A 15,910-nucleotide genomic window follows, 5' to 3' on the forward strand; every position below is an offset into this window, starting at 1 on the left:
GATCGACCCGAGATCACTGACGCATCGATCACGTCGGCCGATCCGCTGTTGCGGCGGATTCTGACAAGGGTGGAGAGCCTTCTCAGCGAGCGGCGAGATCTGCGGGCGCGAGAAGAGAAGCTGAGCCAAAACCTTGAGCAAATCACCTCACGCCTCGCCGAGCGGGACGTTCAGTTGCAACAGCTGGAGACTCGCTGGGAGCTCGCCGTTCAAGGGTCGGGTGACCTGTTCTGGGAATTGGAGCTCGGCGCAACCACACAACCAGATACCGATAGCGCACTGCGGTGGTCGGGGTCCTGGCCGATCCAGACACCGATGCCCGACCAGCTCAATCTCTGGAGCGAGCGGCTGCACCCGGGTGACCGTCAGCGCAACCACGATGCGTTGTCGAAGCATCTTGCAGATCGCAGCGGCCGAACATCCTATGTCCTGGACGTTCGAATGGCCTTCGAAGGTGAATATCGCTGGTGCTGCATCAGCGGAAAATCCCGCCGCGATGCCCAAGGCATGCCCGTGACCATCGCCGGAGTGTTGCGCGACATCCATGCACAACGCTTGCAGGACGAGGCGCTTTCACTGGCTGCCACCCGTTTCGAGATTGCCCGGGAAATGCTTCACGACGGGCTCTGGGACATCGAGGTGGTAGCTGGTGATCCGGCCAATCCGAAGAACGCCATCTGGTGGTCTTCACAGATGCGTCGCTTGCTCGGCCATGCAACGGCCGAAGAGTTTCCCAACACGTTGGAAGCCTGGTCGTCACGCCTGCATCCCGAGGACAGCCAGCGCGCTATAGGCGCCTTCGTCGCACACGTCGATGATCGCAGCGGCAAGACTCCCTTCGACGTCGACTACCGGCTCAGGCACAAGAACGGTGAATACCGTTGGTTCCGCGGCCGCGGCCAGACCCGGCGTGCGGCTGACGGTTCGCCGTTGCGAGTCGTAGGCGCGATCACCGATATCCACGCGAGTCACGAGGAGAGACAGTTGCGCGAGACCCAGGAACGACAACACCAGGCCATGCAGGAAAACCTCACCAAACTGACGCAGATCGTTGCCGCCATTCAGGGCATCGCCAACCAGACCAACCTGTTGGCGCTTAACGCAGCGATCGAGGCCGCCCGCGCAGGCGAGGCCGGACGCGGCTTCGCCGTGGTTGCCGACGAAGTCCGCAAACTCGCCACTCGCACCAGCCAGGCGACTCAACAGGCTGCCGACATGATAGAGGGCTACTGACCCGCCACCGTGAATGAAGCACCCCATCGGTTGCGTAATTCGGTGGCGCCGTCCCGAACTCGCGGAGTGCGAGTTCGAGCCCCATGACAAGTTCAGTAATGGGTGCTGGAAAAACTACTTAATCAATTTGTAATGGAAATGCTCTGGGTTAGGCTGATTAGTACCGATAGGTTGCCTGCACTGAAACTCCATTAGCACTATTGTCGTAACTTGCACTGTATTGCGGTTGAAGACCTGAGTTGTTCGCCTGCTTTACCGAGACTTTGGAATCCCAGAGATAACCATAAGCAAAGTCAATCGTCAGGTCGGCATTCGGCGAATAAGCACCGCCCAAAGTCACCGCTTGGCGATTCCCAACCGGAATGCGCACGCTGCGATCGGCATTTCTCACGGGCGATGGATCATAGGCGTAGCCTGCGCGTAGCAGCCATTGTTGGTTCAATTGATAGGAGGCGCCCACTGCGGTGCTCCAAGTGTCACGCCAGTTCATTTCTTCGGTCACACTTCCAAGGCCAGCCGCCTGGCCCACGGGGGTAAGACCGCTGTTGACTGCCTCGACCTTCTGGATCCGGCTCCAACGTTTCCAGGTGGTCCCCAGATAGCCCGTCCAGCGACTATTGAAATGATGGGTGATAGAAGTGTCCACGGATTCGGGCATCGTGAGGTCTATCTTGTTGTCATACGTTCCGTCCAGCGGGATAACGCTCGGGGAGCCAGAAACCTCAGTATGCCCTTCGAGTTCATAGTCCACCTTCGAGTGATAGTTAATCCCCCAACGGGTTGCCTCAGTAAAGTCGACCAGGATGCCTACGTTGTAGCCAAGTGCAGTGTCATCGCCTTTGATGGTGACCAGTGTATCCTCGCCATTGTTCAGGGCGCCGGTGGCCAGGTAATTCTTAAGCTTTGCATTAAAACGGTTGATGGTCGGTCCACCACCAATGGACACGTAATCATTGATCCGATAGGCAATGGTGGGCTGCAGGGTTATTTCCTTGGTCGTGCTATAGGAACCATGGTAACGGCCCTGAAAGCTGCTCTCATAATCATTGATCAAACCACTCGGAGCATAGAGGCCCAGACCAATCGAAAAGCGATCATCAAGTGGCGTCGACATATAAGCGAAGGGCACGACGCCCAAAGGTACCGAGTCCCCTTTATTGGTGCCCGGGACATTGCTTTGCGCATCACTGATGTCGTCGCTCACCGAGACGACCGCGGCCCCGCCGGAAATCTCACTACGCTTCAACTTGGTCAAGCCTGCTGGATTTCCAAAGATGGTGCTGGCGTCCAGCGCGGATGACGACCTTCCCGCATAAGCAGTTCCCGCACTGCTTGCACTTTGTTCGTTCAGGGCAATGCCATTGGCGCCCGCAGTTGTTGAAGCGCCGAGTATGGCTACGGCGCCGGTTAACTTGATCCAGGAAGCAAATGCTTGCTGAACAGAGAAACACGGGGTCGCACGGTTATTCACTTTCATTGTCCACCTCTTATTCTTTTTGTTGGTTGCACGCAGGCAAGGCTTGGCCTTCCCGTGCACATGTCAGTGCCGGTTGGAGTTGATCGAAGTTGTGAAAAAGGCCCTGGCTGATGAGTACCAGGGCATGTTTGTTTAACTTATGAAGGCGAACTCACACTCATTTAAGCCACTCCACTTGAAAGCTATAGCGCCCTAGAAGAAGGGCCAGCGACTCTTGGTTTCCTCCCGCCCGGATGCATGCGACTAGCCCGCGTCGTCCATCCTGTACCACCTCTACCTCAACTTCCTGCAGACACATACGCTCCACTTCCTGTTGGACTACTCTGGCAATTTCCCGCTGCTGCAAGGCGGGCTTGAATATCTTGCCCACGGCAGTCAGTGGCAACGCTTCGAGGATTTCAATGCGCTTGGGAACGGCTGCCCGCTCGCTGATATTGAGATGCGCGAACGCCTCAAGTTCTTCCGCGTTGCAAACTTGCCCGGGGCGCAGTTGAACGTAGGCGATCGGCACCTCGCCTGAGTAGGCATCGGGGCTGCCGATTGCAGCGGCCAAGGCGACAGCAGGATGCGCCTGAAGAGCCTCCTCGATTTGCTTGGGATCGATGTTGTGACCGCCACGGATGATCAACTCCTTCTTGCGTCCGGTCAGCCAGAAATAACCCTGCGCATCCTGGCGACCCAAATCACCCGTATTCAGCCAGCGCTGACCGTCGATATCGATCCAGAGGCCCTGGTTATGACGCTCCTCCAGATAGCCATTGAAGAGATTCGGACCACTGATCGTGATGAGGCCAATCTCATCCACGTGGGCGTCGCGCAGGTACTCTCCCGAATCGTTGAGCAAGACCGCGCGCATATTCTGGTAGGCGATCCGTATCCCGATGGAGCCTATATGGCGCTCGCCATGGGGCGGATTGATAGAGGAGACGCAGGCGCCCTCGGTGAGGCCATAACCTTCAAGGATCTTTACCCCGGTCCGGCGCTCGAACTCTCGGAAAAGCTCAGCCGGCATGGGTGCGGCGCCACACATGGCAAAACGAAGACTGGATAGGTCGCGGCCCTGCCATTCATTTTGCAGAAGTGCAGCATAAACAGTAGGCACGCCGGAAAAGAGGTTGATACCGAAGTGCTCGACCATCTCCCAGAATCGTGAAATCACCCCCTCGCCACGATACCCCTGAGGCGTCCCGAGGATCACATGGTCGCCTTGAGTCCAAGGCATCAGTCCAGTCACCAGCTGGCCATTGACATGAAACAGCGGCAGGCCACAAAAGATAACCTGGCCACCACTGCGTGGCTGTAAGTGAGCAGTCACGGCCCATGCGTTGAAGACTTCCGAGCCATGGGTACGCGCCGCGATCTTGGGCAGCCCGGTGGTGCCGCCCGTACAGATGTAGGAGGAGCACTCCTCCTGACGGATTTGCCGACCGCTCTTGAGGTGTGTGTGCGGCTGAGTCTTCATCAGCGATTGCAGATCGTGAATCGCAATACCGTTGTGTAAGTCTCGCTCCTTCAGTGCCGCGACTTTGAGAGCCTCACGCACAGGTTCGGCGACATAGGGTTCCATGCTGACCCAAACGACAGACCTGACCGTGGGTAACTGATCCAGCTGCGAAGCCAGTTTGGGCCACAGATCGCTGCCGGGAGTCGGCGCGAGTGTCACCACCACAGATGCCTTCGCGGCATTCAGCAAGCCAGCCATCTGCTTGGCCTCGAGCAGAGGATTGATCGCCATGACGATCCCCGCCGCCTCCCCGCCCCAGATAGTGAAATGGGTTTCCGGCAGGTTGGGCAGGATGAAGGCCAGCACCTCACCCGGTTTTATACCCAGGTCGTGGAAGGCATTGGCCGCTCGGGTGATCTCCGCAAAGAGCTGGGAGTAGCTCCACTCGCACGTGCGCTTGAAATCGGCGGCATCGGCAAAGAAACTCAGCGCTGGTGCCTCGGGGGTACGCTCGGCCCCCTGACGCAGCGCTTCATAAGTGCTGCAAGCCAGGCCACGCTCCGACAAGGGGACTCGTTCAAGACTTTCGATGTCGTTCAAGGTCTGCACAACCATTCAGGCTTCCCCCACGACGCGGTTGCGTTGCACACCGAGGTCGACCACACCATCGGTGCTGCGAATGCGTGCCTCGACCACGTCACCTGCCTTGAGATACTGCGTCCGGCCTTCCTGCGCCTTGAGGAAAAGCTTCCATTTGGTGGCTTCCGGCATCAGGGCCGCAATGCGCTGTTTCGCAGGCGAAGGGATCGTTAGCGCACATCCCGCTGGAGTGCCGGTGGCGATGAGGTCTCCAACAGCGAGATCTTGCAAGGCGGAGAGTTCGGTCAGGGTTTCAGCGGGGCCGTAAACCAGGTTGGCCGTGCTGTCGTTCTGTCGCACCTGGTCGTTGACCGTCAGGCGCAGCTGCAGGTCTTTCAGGTAATGAATGTTCGAGGCATCCAGAAGGCAGAGGTACGGGCCGACCGGGCCGAAAGTGCGGTAGCTCTTGCCTTTGTAGAACTGCATCTGGGGAATCTGAATGTCACGCGCCGAGTAGTCATTGACGATGACGGCGCCTGCAATGAACTCATGCAGATTGGCGTCAGTGACAGACATTGAACCGGTGATCGCGCGTTTCATCACAAGCCCCAGTTCAATTTCGTAGTCAAGGAAGCGCACGTGGCGCGGCTTGATCAGGTCGCTGTCAGCCGCCACCAGGCAACTCGTCGCCTTGGTGAAGATCATGTTGAATTTCTTCGCATCCGGGTCCATGCCCGACTCGATCATGTGCTGACGGTAATTGGCGCCCTGGCAAACGAACTGCTGGTTACGGGTCACCGGCGACAGTAGTTTTACTTCGCCCTCCGCAAGCTCCGGGCCTTTCAGTTGAGCGAGGTCGTCGATACTGTTCTGGCGAACGAAGTCACCGGTGGTTTCAAAAACACCGGGGACAATCGTGATACGGCCCTGGCGAAGCACGCCCCAGTGGATACCGTTCTGAAATTCAAAGCGGACTACGTGTACAGCAGACATTGAAGGTACTCCTGGAGCGGCGTTTGTCCCGCGTTCGGTTGCGCGAGAACTGAGGTGTTGTTCTGAAGGCGGACTGACAACGGTGTAGACCCACGCACCGCCAGCAATCAAAGCGCCGGTTTTAAGCACGTCCCGCCGGCCAAACCGGGTTGAGTTGTCCGACATGGCGGCAGCTCTACCCGAACATCCGCATGAGTGTTATCAGCTTGCGTATGGTCAGGTCCGGGCTGCGTCGCAGGTTGCGGATCAGCAGAAGCACGTTGGTCAGGTTCATCTTGGGTTTGGTAAAACTCTTGGGCATGCGCTGCCCCCACTGCGCCATTGCCTCGGGACTCACCGGATGAATGCCCGTAGGCCGAGTGGCCGTGAAAATATCCCCGTCGCAGTAATGCTCGTGCTTATCGCCCCAAGGGTCTTGCCAGTAATCGAAGATCTGACTGCCCAGAATGTGCCGGCCGATACCCCATGAGTGCGCCCAACCGCGCTCGCGCAGGACGCGCTGCCCCATACCCACGGCGTCTGCATCGACGACTTCATAGGCGCTATGGCTGTAGGTGGCCATGAACCCTTGCGCAATCGCGAGCGTATGGTGATCCGCGGGAATGTCACCGAGATCAAGGCGCATGAAAGTGACGATAGGCGTGCCGTCGGGGAGCACCTGCACATCGCTGGGAATAAACCCGAAATGCTGCGTATACCAGGCACAGGTCGCTTGGTAGTCGGCCACTTCAATGACGATGTGACCGAGTTTGAGTACTTCAGGGGGAGCAATCGGCGGGCGCTGCGTGGCGTTGATCCGTGGTTGCTCGTGCACTAGGTTCCAGTGGAGAGGAGCTCTATGTGCCAGCGTCTTGCCTGGCGTCTGGTCGCAAACGGCTTCCACAATGAAACCGGACGGATCCGTCAGCCTGACGTAATACCCTTTACCCGGATGTTCCGATTTCTCGACCGATGACGCACCCGGGATTCGAGTGAGCCTTTTCAGATCTTCCAGGGACCGCACTGCAAGTCCGAATCCGATAAAACGTGCATGTTCGGCACGTTGGACACGGTAACAATACGCAGTGGCTTCGGTGGCCCGCAGATAGAGCGTATCGGCCTCCTGCCGACTTACCGTCAGGCCGAAGTCAGTCAGGAAACGCGCCGCCTCATTCAAGTCCGGTCGTTGGAAGATCAGGTGAGTCAGATCCTGGGCCTTCACCGTCGGCTGCGGATGCCGCGCGGGGTGTGGTGTCGCCAACCGATGCAATTCGTTTTTGTTGTTCATTGTTCTTGTTTTCCGGGTTTTTAGGGCAAAGCTGTCCCGAACCCCTGAAAACTCAGGGGTTTATTCAGTCAAATCAATTACGAGTTCAGTCGAGAGATGGAAGTGCCGGCAACTCTTTGGTCGCTAATGCACGAGCCTCCTCTGACGGCACACCCAATGCCCGCAGTACCAGCTCGGCGGTGTCAGAGCCCGATTCGCGCCACGTCCTGTGACCTTCCAGTACCAGGAAAATCGAGCCGAGCACGCTGCTCGATATCAGCGTCAGTACTGAAAGCAATTGCTCCTGCGCAAACGTGTAGCGCCCAGTGGCAAGCCCGCTCAGAAGATCCTTGGTCGCTTGGCTGCTGAACATTTCGCGCAACGCAGAATTGCTCATGGCGAATTTATGGATGAACGCGCCCCACTGGGAGTCTTCGTGGGCTCGGCGAATGAAGAACCGAATGCCATTGGCAAGGCGCTGAGCTGGATCCGAGAGGGAATTGAAGCTCTTATTGACGCGCTCATGCATCTCCCTCGCGAGATGGCTGGCGACCGCCTCGAACAGGTTTTCCATGCTGTCGATGTTGCTATAAACCGTTCCGCGCGCCACGCCTGCCTCTTGCGCGAGGTCAAGGATGTTCACTTGTGAGGTGCCTCTCTCGGCGAACAGGCGAAAGGCAGCTTGATGAATGCGGCGTTGTGTTGGATTCAGGGATTCCACGGTTCTCTCTCCAGGATTACCTCATGAGTCGATTGAACACTCGTGTTCATTTTACGTCAACCCTATTTTTAAACCTGTAGGTCTTTCTGTCGGAAAACAGGCCTACAACCTAGTAATCTGGATGCTGCGATCGATGTCTTCTGGTCAACAAAAGTCCTGCGCATTGACATAATTGAACACGCATGTTCAGTTATGTTGGCGAACTTTTATTAGCTGAAGGACAGAACATGACCGGCTCAAAGCTCTTCAAACCGCTTCGATTGCCTAACGGCACGGTGATTCCAAACCGAATTGCCAAGGCTGCCATGGAGGAGAACCTTGCCAATGAGGATCACGCTCCAGGGGAAGCGCTAATTAAGCTCTATCGGCGTTGGGCGGAAGGTGGGGCCGGTCTGATCATCACTGGCAACGTCATGGTTGATCGCCACGCCTTGACCGGACCGGCTGGCACTTATGGCATTGATCGGCAAGCAGCTGAAGTCTCGTCGCCAGGCAAAGAGCTATCGGCGATGGATTGATCAAGACTGGCCGATCAAGGATGACATCGGCTCAGGCAGGTAGCGGCTTGCCGGCGATTCTCTTGGCTCTGGCAGGTGTTACGCCCAGAGCCCGGAGAATCATTTCGGCGACCCGCAGATCGTGCTCTGCCACTGCACGTCCCTCGACAACCGAGCGCATTGCTCCGGTTGTGCACGATACAACCATGTCCAGGGCAATGCCTTCGTCCTCGTAAGCGAAAGTGCCCTCGCGCAGACCTTCACGCAGGTCGCCAAGCACATGGGCAGCCAAACGCGAGCGCATGGCCTGATCGAAATGGATGATGCGCAGCAGTGCATTGGCCCATTCGTGATCGTCGGCGGCCCGGCATACAAACATGCGCACGCCAATCGAAAGCCGCTGTGCGCCGCAGTGCACGTCCGTGCTCAGGACGGAAATGGCATCGGAGAACTCGGCGGCCATGGCAATGCCCACCGCCTCCAGTACTTCGTCGCGAGTTCGAAAATAGTTGTAGATGGTACCGTTGGATACCTCTGCTTCCGCGGCAACCTCGAGCAGCGCGATCTCCCCCACCTCCTTACGTGCGACAAGACGCAATGCCGCGTCCACTAGGCCGCGACGGGTGCGCTCACGCTTCTTGTGGCCTCTCGTGAGAGGTTCTGGCGCAGCTTCTAAAGGAAGAATGGGGGAATGCATTATCAAGCTCGCAATCTAGTGGGCTCATTGATGGTAACGGAAACGCTGTCAGGAGTGGCGTGTTCGCTAACCAGCAGGCCCCGGCAGTCACGAAGGAGACTGTCTGCCTCTGCGCCTGGGGCGTGGTGCATGATGATACGGTCAGGACGAACCACGACCAGCGTTCCTTTAGGGGCCAGCGGCAGGATGTCATGGTTCATGTCTTCGATGAAGTCACAGCTGCCGCCGGAGCGTTGGCCGCGTGTTCTGACCTCTAAGAAATGGCCTCCCATTTTTTCCCAGGAAACGATCTGATCAGTGGTTAGCAGTGACAACGGGTCAACACCCAATCCAACCAGGGTCAGGTTGTCTCCAAGAGCATCGTCGCTCAGCTTGATCTGCTTTTGCATGTTACGAACCCAGGCTTGGGGAAACAGGCTGCCACGTACCAGTTTGTCGCCCCGACGATGCGGCACGAACAGGCCGAGCTTGAAGGTGTTCTTAGGCTTGATGTCCAACTGTTCGAAGTACCTCCTGGTAGCGGGAGTCAACGCCAGCGTGCGCATCAAGCCGTGGATAAAGAAAGCTGCGATCTTGTTTTTGGGCATCACCAGGCGGCCCATGAGTTTCGCTAGATTGATCATCGCCTGGGCATGGGGGCGGCGCTCTACGTCATAGGTATCGAGTATTGCAGGCGCGGCATGGCCGCGAAGGACCCAAGCCAGTTTCCAGGCAAGGTTGGCGCCATCCCGAAGTCCCGCTACGAGGCCCTGCCCGACAAAGGGAGGGGTGATATGCGCTGCGTCGCCAGCGAGGAAGATGCGTCCCTTGCTGAATCTGTTGCAGCAGCGCGCGTGGAATCGATACACCGCCTTGCGCTCGATTTGCAACTCTCGCGGGTTGATCCATGGCGCGATTAGCCGGGCTATGCTTTCCGGGCTTTCCAGCTCTTCGCGCGATTCACCGGGTTGCAGCATGAACTCCCAACGCTCCCTTCCACCGGGTGCGGGCATGTGCGGCGTCGGCCGCCGCGGATTACAGAGAAACTCAATGTGATCAATCGCTGACTTATGCCGGTTCATGACATCGACAATCAGCCAATCCTCCGCATAGGTCTGCCCTTCGAACTCCTGGCCAATCAGTGCCCTGACCCTGGAGCTTGCGCCATCCGCACCGACCAGGTACTGGGCGCGAACGGAATGCGATTGCCCATTCTGATCCCGTACGGAGGCGACGACGCCATCCGACTCCTCGACCAGACTTTCAAGCTCGAAGCCACCAAGACTGGTCACTGACTTCAGTCGGGAGACCTGGCTACGCATCGCGTGTTCAAGGTCGGGTTGATAGAAAGTCACTAGTTTCGGATGGCCGTCGATGCACCCCTCAGTATTGGCACGACCAAATTGCCCGAGTACCGGGGAGTGCATCCTCACTTCAGGGATAACGATCTTCTCGAACGCGTCTTCCGACAAACCGGCGAGTTGCAGGATGCGCAGCGCCTCGTTGTCCAGAGCAATGGCACGAGGCATCAGTACGACCTCATGGGCCTTGTCCAGTACCAGGGTCGTGACCCCATAGCGGCCGAGCAGCGCCGCGATTGTCGCACCTACCGGACCGTTACCGATGACCAACACGTCGACAGCGGAAGGAGGCAATTCGGAAACTTTCTTGTTGTTGTTCATCTTGAGCCCTTGTTGTGATTGAAGTCGTGAGGCGCGCAGGTCTCATCGTCAGGCACGATGAAGGTATTCAATATTGAGATATATTTCAATATTGATGTTTTTGTCATTGTTTTTTTGGGATCATGCTCAAGCCGCGATGAGGCCTAGGGGCGAGCCGAAGTGCGCGGTTTGAACCGAGTTTGCGCGAGTGCCAGTTTCCGACCGGCGACGCTTGGCTTCAGAGCCGATCAGCGTTGTCATTGGAACAATGGCTCAAGACTGCCGAGGCTGGAGAGCAGTTGATTCAAAAGGCTGGTCGATAGGACCAGGAAGCCGGACACACCGGTTTTCAGTATCGAACCCTTTGTGAAGCTTCGCGGTGCACAACCCTGTTTTAGTCTTTAGGAATTAACCGTGGCACGTCCGCAGCCCCATCCGAACCCAGTATTGCTCTGCTTCGTCGAATTCGAGCTCGACGAGTCCAACGCCTGCTTGTTACGTAATGGGGAAGCCGTTGCAGTGGCGCCGACGCCTTTCACGTTGTTATGCGTGCTGGCACGCCAGCCAGGGTCGTTGGTGACCAAGGATGCCTTGCTTGATGCCGTGTGGGGGCATCGGTTTGTCAGCGATTCGGTGCTGAAGACGGCCATCAGCGATCTGCGCAAAGTGCTGGGCGACGACCCCAAACGGCCCCGCTATATCGAGACCGTGTCGAGGCGCGGCTATCGCTTCATCGCTCCGCCCTCCTCCGCACCTTCGAGGCCGCCTATATCCGCGACGGTGCCGGCGGCCGGCGCGCACTCGTCACCGCCATTCATCGGTCGCACCGACGAGGTCTCAAGACTGCAACGAGCGTGGGAGCGAGCGGATGGCGGCCAGCGCGCCGTGGTTTGGCTCGCCGGCGAGCCGGGGATCGGCAAGACCACGTTGATCGAACATTTCCTCACTGGCCTTGGCGACATCGCCTGCGCACGCGGCCATTGCGTGGAGCACTACGGCGCCGGCGAGCCGTATCTACCGGTGCTGGAGGCCTTAGCCGATCTGTGCCGCAACGACCCTACCCTGCCGGCCCTGATGCGCGCCGTGGCACCGACCTGGCTGCTGCAACTCCCGTGGCTAAGTACCACGCAGGAGAAAGACGCGTTGCGGCGTGAGCTTGCCGGCATCGGCCCGGACCGCATGCTCCGGGAAATGGGCGAATTGCTGGACCGCTACACCGAGCAGCGACCGCTGTTGCTGGTGACCGAAGACCTGCATTGGAGCGATCGCGCGACGGTCCAGCTCATCAACTATGTGGCGCGGCGACGTGGCCGCACGCGGCTGATGTGGCTGTCAAGCTTCCGCCTCGCCGAGGTGGTTGCGCTCGATCATCCCCTCAGCTCGTTGCGCCACGAACTGCGCCTGCAACGTCTGAGCGAGGAAGTGGTGCTCGACCCGTTCTCGGAAACCGAGGTCGCTGACTATGTTGCGCTGCGTTCGACCTCGCTGGCACGCGATGAAGCCTTCGTGCGTGCCCTGCACGAGCGGACCGATGGTGTGCCGTTGTTTGTTTCGTCAATCACCAGTGAAGTGATGGACCCAAAGGACGACAAAGCCACAATCGAGGCTCGGCTTGCGAATCTGGCGGTTCCCGAAAACCTTGCAGCCATCATTGATCACTACATCGCCAAGCTTGGTCCGGAGCAACGTACACTCCTCTCGGCCGCAGCGGTGTGCGGGGTCGAATTCCGAATCGAGACGGTTTCACTGACCCTCGAGCGCGACCTCGCTTCGGTGGCCCACGCCTGTGAAGAGCTGATACGCGAACAGGTATGGCTCATACGATCACGGGCCACAGAAGTTGAAGAGACGGAAGAGCTACCCCACTCCTTCCGACATGCGCTCTTCCGCCAGGTGCTGTACGACCGCACGCCGCGCTCATTGCGCACCCAACTCCATCGCCAGGTTGGCGCTGCCCTCGAACGCGAGCGCACGGCCGGCGTGCCGGTTGCTGCCTCGGAGCTGGCGATGCACTTCGACCGCGCTCGGCAGCCGATGATTGCGCTGCGCTACTACGCCGAGGCCGCAGAAGCTGCGCTGCTGCACTTCAGTCCGGACTTGTGCACTGGCCTCACTGAGCGCGCCTTGGTCCTGTTGATGCAGACTCCCGAAGGGACGGAGCGCAATGCCCTCGAAATTACCCTGGCCACGCTGCAGGGGGTTTCGGCTTTCCACATGCTCGGTGTCGGCAGCGAAGCCAAGAGCGCCTTCGAACGTGCATACAGGCTGTTGACGGATGTACCTGAGCACCCCATGCGTGGTCGCCTCCTGCACGGATTCGGCTATCTGCTTGGTCTGCGCGGCGACTATGCGTTGGCGCTCGAAGTGGCGGAGCGTGCCGAAGCCCTCTCCTGCGACGCAAATGATCAAGAGCTCATGCTGGCGGCGTGCATCGTCCAGGGCGAGGTGCATCACCTCCAGGGACGCACGAAAACGACTCGCCGCTGGCTGGAACGTGCCCTCGCGATCGCCGAACCGCTGGACATCGGGACGAACGAGATCTTTGCGGCTGATCCCCAAGTCATGCTGCACGGCATGCTGGCTATAGAACTCGTGCGTTCTGGTCTGGTCGAGCAAGCCCGAATCCACCTGCAGCAGGCACGGGCACGCGCGCAGGCGTTGCGCCAGCCCATGACCTGGCTGGTCGCCGCCTGGCAGGAGGTGTTGATCGAGGTGAGGATGGGAAACCACATGCGTGTGGCTGCGCTGGCCGACGACATGCAGGCGCTGGTCGATGAATATTCGCTCGCACTTGGGCGAACGGCTTGCCGCTGGTGGCGCGGCTGGGCCGACGCGCGCAACGGTGCACCGCGCGACGGCTACCGTCGCATCCGTGAGGCCTATGAAGAACACACCGGGCTTGGAATGCGCTCCGGTGCCAGCGAGATACTCGGCTACGCCACCGAGGCGCTGCTGCTCGCAGGTGATTGCAATGCAGCGCAAGTCGAGCTACAGGAAGCATTTCGGGTGGGCGAAGAACTGGGCGAGCGCGTCTACCTGCCGCAACTATTGCTGCTGGAGGCAGCGATCTCGCGAGCGCAGGGTCAGCCCGACGCCGGCATCGCTGCGGCGCGGCGCGCGATTGAGGAGGCTCGCGCCCAGGAAGCACCGTGGCTGGAGCTGCTCGCGCGGGTCGAACTGTGCGAGCATCATGACGCTACGCCCGAGGACCAACAGGCATTGGCCACGCTCGTTGATCAGTCGCCCGAAACGGACGGAACCGAGCTGGCGAAACGTGCGCGCTCGCTTCTTCAGGCTGCACAGTCGACTTGAAGCGTTAAGGACGAAAACTTGTGGGAGCGAGCCTGCTCGCGATGACGGCGGGACATTCACCGCCGCTATCGCGAGCAAGCTCGCTCCTACAGGGGCTGCGGGTGTTCAACGCCTTAACTTAAGGTGTTGTCCCGACCGAAGTCTGACCTTTCGCTTACGACTCGCCCCAGGGGGCCGCTTACGCTGTCGTCGAACTTTCCTGCCCCCCTGGTCTGCGATGATCCTGAACCCTGAATCCAAATACCCGAGCCGCCGCTCCTACGTAGTGAAGCTGCGCAGCGACGCCGCGCCGGGGGCCCTGGTGGGCCGCCTCGAAAACCTGGTCACCGGACGACAGCGCGAGTTTTCCTCCGCCGAAGAGCTGCTGGAGTCGATTGCCTCGGACCTCGCGTTGTCAGCCGGCGAACACACGGCCGATGCCGGCGATGAGTGACGCCTCCACCACGAATGAGCGCTCGATATGGCGACCGAACGGCGACCCTTCGCTGACGACTTCCCGCACACCGAGCCCTACGCTGATGCCACCTCGAATCTTCACGAGTCCAATCCGATGCCGCGACTTCCAACTTTCCATCTGTTGACCCGCAACGGGCAGACGCCCCTGCACTATGCCGAGCGCGTGGTCAGCATCGTCATGGGGGCAGCGCTCGCCGCGTCTGTTGCCATTGTCTTGACAGGGTGCTCCACGGAGGTGCTCACGCCGTCGGTAGACCTGCCGAGCAACTTCTCCGCGAGCACGGCTTCCGAAATGGAACCCGAGGCGGCATGGTGGGAGGTTTACCACGACCCGGTGCTGACGGATCTGGTGCGCCGAGCAGCGCGCGAGAATCGCGACGTCAAGATTGCCGCCGAGCGCCTGCACGCCGCGCGCGCTGGCGAAACGGTCAGCCGTTCATGGCTGTTCCCGAGTGTCGGCGCATCGGCCTCCGGCAGCGATCGCAGCAGCGGCTACAACTCGGCCACGAAACAGGGTTATCCGGATACCAAGACCACCAGTGCCGGCCTGGACGTCTCGTGGGAGCTCGACCTGAGCGGCCGCCTGCGCGCCGGCGCAGCGGCGGCCGACGCCGATGCGCTGGCCGCCGAACACAGCATGCGTGGAGTGCGCCTGCTGGTGATGAGCGACGTCGTTAGCAACTACTTCACACTGGTCGGTGCGCAACGCCAGGTCGCGACGCTTCGCGCAATCTCGGCGATGCAGGATGAGACGCTGCGTCTGGTCACTGCGCGCCAGCAGGCAGGGCTGGCATCAGCCTTCGACGTCGAACGCGCGCAGACCGACGCCTTGTCGGCGCGGGCGCAGATTCCGCCGCTGGAAACGCAGGTGGCGGTGTCGCGCCATCGTATCGCGGTGCTGATTGCCGACCAGGCCTTCAATACCGCGAACGTCCAGACTTCGATTAGCGATGTGACAGTGGTGCCCGAGGCCAAGCCGGGCCAGCCCGCCGAGCTGCTGCAACGCCGACCTGACGTGCTGGCGCTGATGGCGCAACTCGATGCAGCCAATGCGCGCCGCAAGCAAGCCGCGGCCGAGTGGTTTCCGCGGCTGTTCCTCGATGCCTCCTTCGGCCGCCAGGGCTTGAGCCTGAACGGCGCCGATCTCGGCGTTGCACGCTTCACCAACGTGGCGGGCCTGCTGGCGATGCCGCTCTTTAACGCCGGGCGCACGCAAGCAATCAACGATGCTGCCGAAAGCGCTCAAAAAGAGGCGTTGCTGCGCGCCGAAGACGGCATCGTACGGGCGCTCGAGGATGTGGAGAACGCCCTCGTCACGCTAGCGCAGGAGCGGCGCCGCGCCGGGTCGCTGCAATTGGCCGCCGCGTCCGCCGAGGCTGCGCAGAACCGCGCCCAATCGCTCTATAACCGCGGGCAGATCGACCTGTTGCCACTGCTGGATTCGCAGCGGGCGCGCCTGGCGGCACGCCTGAACTCCAATGAAAGCAACACCCGCCTGCTGATCGATAGCGTGCAGCTTTATAAGGCACTGGGCGGGGGCTGGCAGGTGTTCGAACAACCCTCAAACCCGACTGCAACCGCCAAAGCCGACCGGCCACCACTTTCCTAAGAATCT

At 59.6% G+C, this 15,910-nt stretch carries 10 protein-coding genes and 3 pseudogenes; 6 read left to right on the plus strand and 7 right to left on the minus strand.

The annotated features are described in order from the left end of the window. Window positions 1-315 precede the first annotated feature (315 nt). Both KW848_RS32430 and KW848_RS32435 read left to right on the plus strand, forming a co-directional pair. Window positions 316-936, plus strand: a pseudogene (locus tag KW848_RS32430) (PAS domain-containing protein); the annotation flags it as partial. Window positions 937-966: 30 nt separating this feature from the next. Next, a pseudogene (locus KW848_RS32435) lies at window positions 967-1,221 on the plus strand (methyl-accepting chemotaxis protein); the annotation flags it as partial. 169 nt (window positions 1,222-1,390) lie between these two features. On the opposite strand, the gene KW848_RS12860 reads toward KW848_RS32435, so the two are convergent. From KW848_RS12860 to KW848_RS12880, 5 genes are all read right to left on the minus strand, one after another. Continuing rightward, window positions 1,391-2,710, minus strand: a complete 1,320-nt coding sequence (locus KW848_RS12860; protein WP_218537048.1) for an outer membrane protein transport protein — start codon at window positions 2,708-2,710, stop codon at window positions 1,391-1,393. 157 nt (window positions 2,711-2,867) lie between these two features. Then, a complete protein-coding gene (locus KW848_RS12865) occupies window positions 2,868-4,769 on the minus strand; it encodes an acyl-CoA synthetase (RefSeq protein WP_218537049.1) in 1,902 nt (633 codons plus the stop codon). After that, on the minus strand, window positions 4,770-5,726 hold the full coding sequence (locus KW848_RS12870; protein WP_218537050.1) for a fumarylacetoacetate hydrolase family protein: 957 nt from the start codon (window positions 5,724-5,726) through the stop codon (window positions 4,770-4,772). A 175-nt stretch (window positions 5,727-5,901) separates the two neighbouring features. Beyond that, the gene (locus KW848_RS12875; RefSeq protein WP_218537051.1) at window positions 5,902-6,993 is read right to left on the minus strand and encodes a VOC family protein; all 1,092 of its coding nucleotides are present in this window, start codon (window positions 6,991-6,993) and stop codon (window positions 5,902-5,904) included. A gap of 85 nt (window positions 6,994-7,078) precedes the next feature. Next, the gene (locus KW848_RS12880) at window positions 7,079-7,693 is read right to left on the minus strand and encodes a TetR/AcrR family transcriptional regulator (protein WP_218537052.1); all 615 of its coding nucleotides are present in this window, start codon (window positions 7,691-7,693) and stop codon (window positions 7,079-7,081) included. A 227-nt stretch (window positions 7,694-7,920) separates the two neighbouring features. Here KW848_RS12880 and KW848_RS12885 point away from each other — a divergent pair. Next, a pseudogene (locus KW848_RS12885) lies at window positions 7,921-8,142 on the plus strand (2,4-dienoyl-CoA reductase); the annotation flags it as partial. Window positions 8,143-8,242: 100 nt separating this feature from the next. Here the strand turns inward: KW848_RS12885 and KW848_RS12890 are convergent. Next, window positions 8,243-8,887 carry a TetR/AcrR family transcriptional regulator gene (locus KW848_RS12890; RefSeq protein WP_111449593.1) on the minus strand — a complete coding sequence of 215 codons (645 nt, stop codon included), beginning with the start codon at window positions 8,885-8,887 and terminating at the stop codon, window positions 8,243-8,245. A 2-nt stretch (window positions 8,888-8,889) separates the two neighbouring features. Then, entirely contained in the window at window positions 8,890-10,548 is a 1,659-nt protein-coding gene (locus KW848_RS12895) for a bifunctional 3-(3-hydroxy-phenyl)propionate/3-hydroxycinnamic acid hydroxylase (RefSeq protein ID WP_218537053.1), read from the minus strand. 393 nt (window positions 10,549-10,941) lie between these two features. Between KW848_RS12895 and KW848_RS12900 the strand changes: the two genes are divergently transcribed. From KW848_RS12900 to KW848_RS12910, 3 genes are all read left to right on the plus strand, one after another. After that, window positions 10,942-13,839 carry an AAA family ATPase gene (locus KW848_RS12900; protein ID WP_218537054.1) on the plus strand — a complete coding sequence of 966 codons (2,898 nt, stop codon included), beginning with the start codon at window positions 10,942-10,944 and terminating at the stop codon, window positions 13,837-13,839. A gap of 217 nt (window positions 13,840-14,056) precedes the next feature. Next, a complete protein-coding gene (locus KW848_RS12905) occupies window positions 14,057-14,272 on the plus strand; it encodes a hypothetical protein (RefSeq protein ID WP_134104383.1) in 216 nt (71 codons plus the stop codon). 117 nt (window positions 14,273-14,389) lie between these two features. Next, window positions 14,390-15,904, plus strand: coding sequence for an efflux transporter outer membrane subunit (locus tag KW848_RS12910; RefSeq protein ID WP_218537244.1), 1,515 nt, complete (start codon window positions 14,390-14,392; stop codon window positions 15,902-15,904). Window positions 15,905-15,910: the final 6 nt, after the last annotated feature.

It is taken from the genome of Pseudomonas sp. PDM25, assembly GCF_019219045.1.
GTDB lineage: Bacteria > Pseudomonadota > Gammaproteobacteria > Pseudomonadales > Pseudomonadaceae > Aquipseudomonas.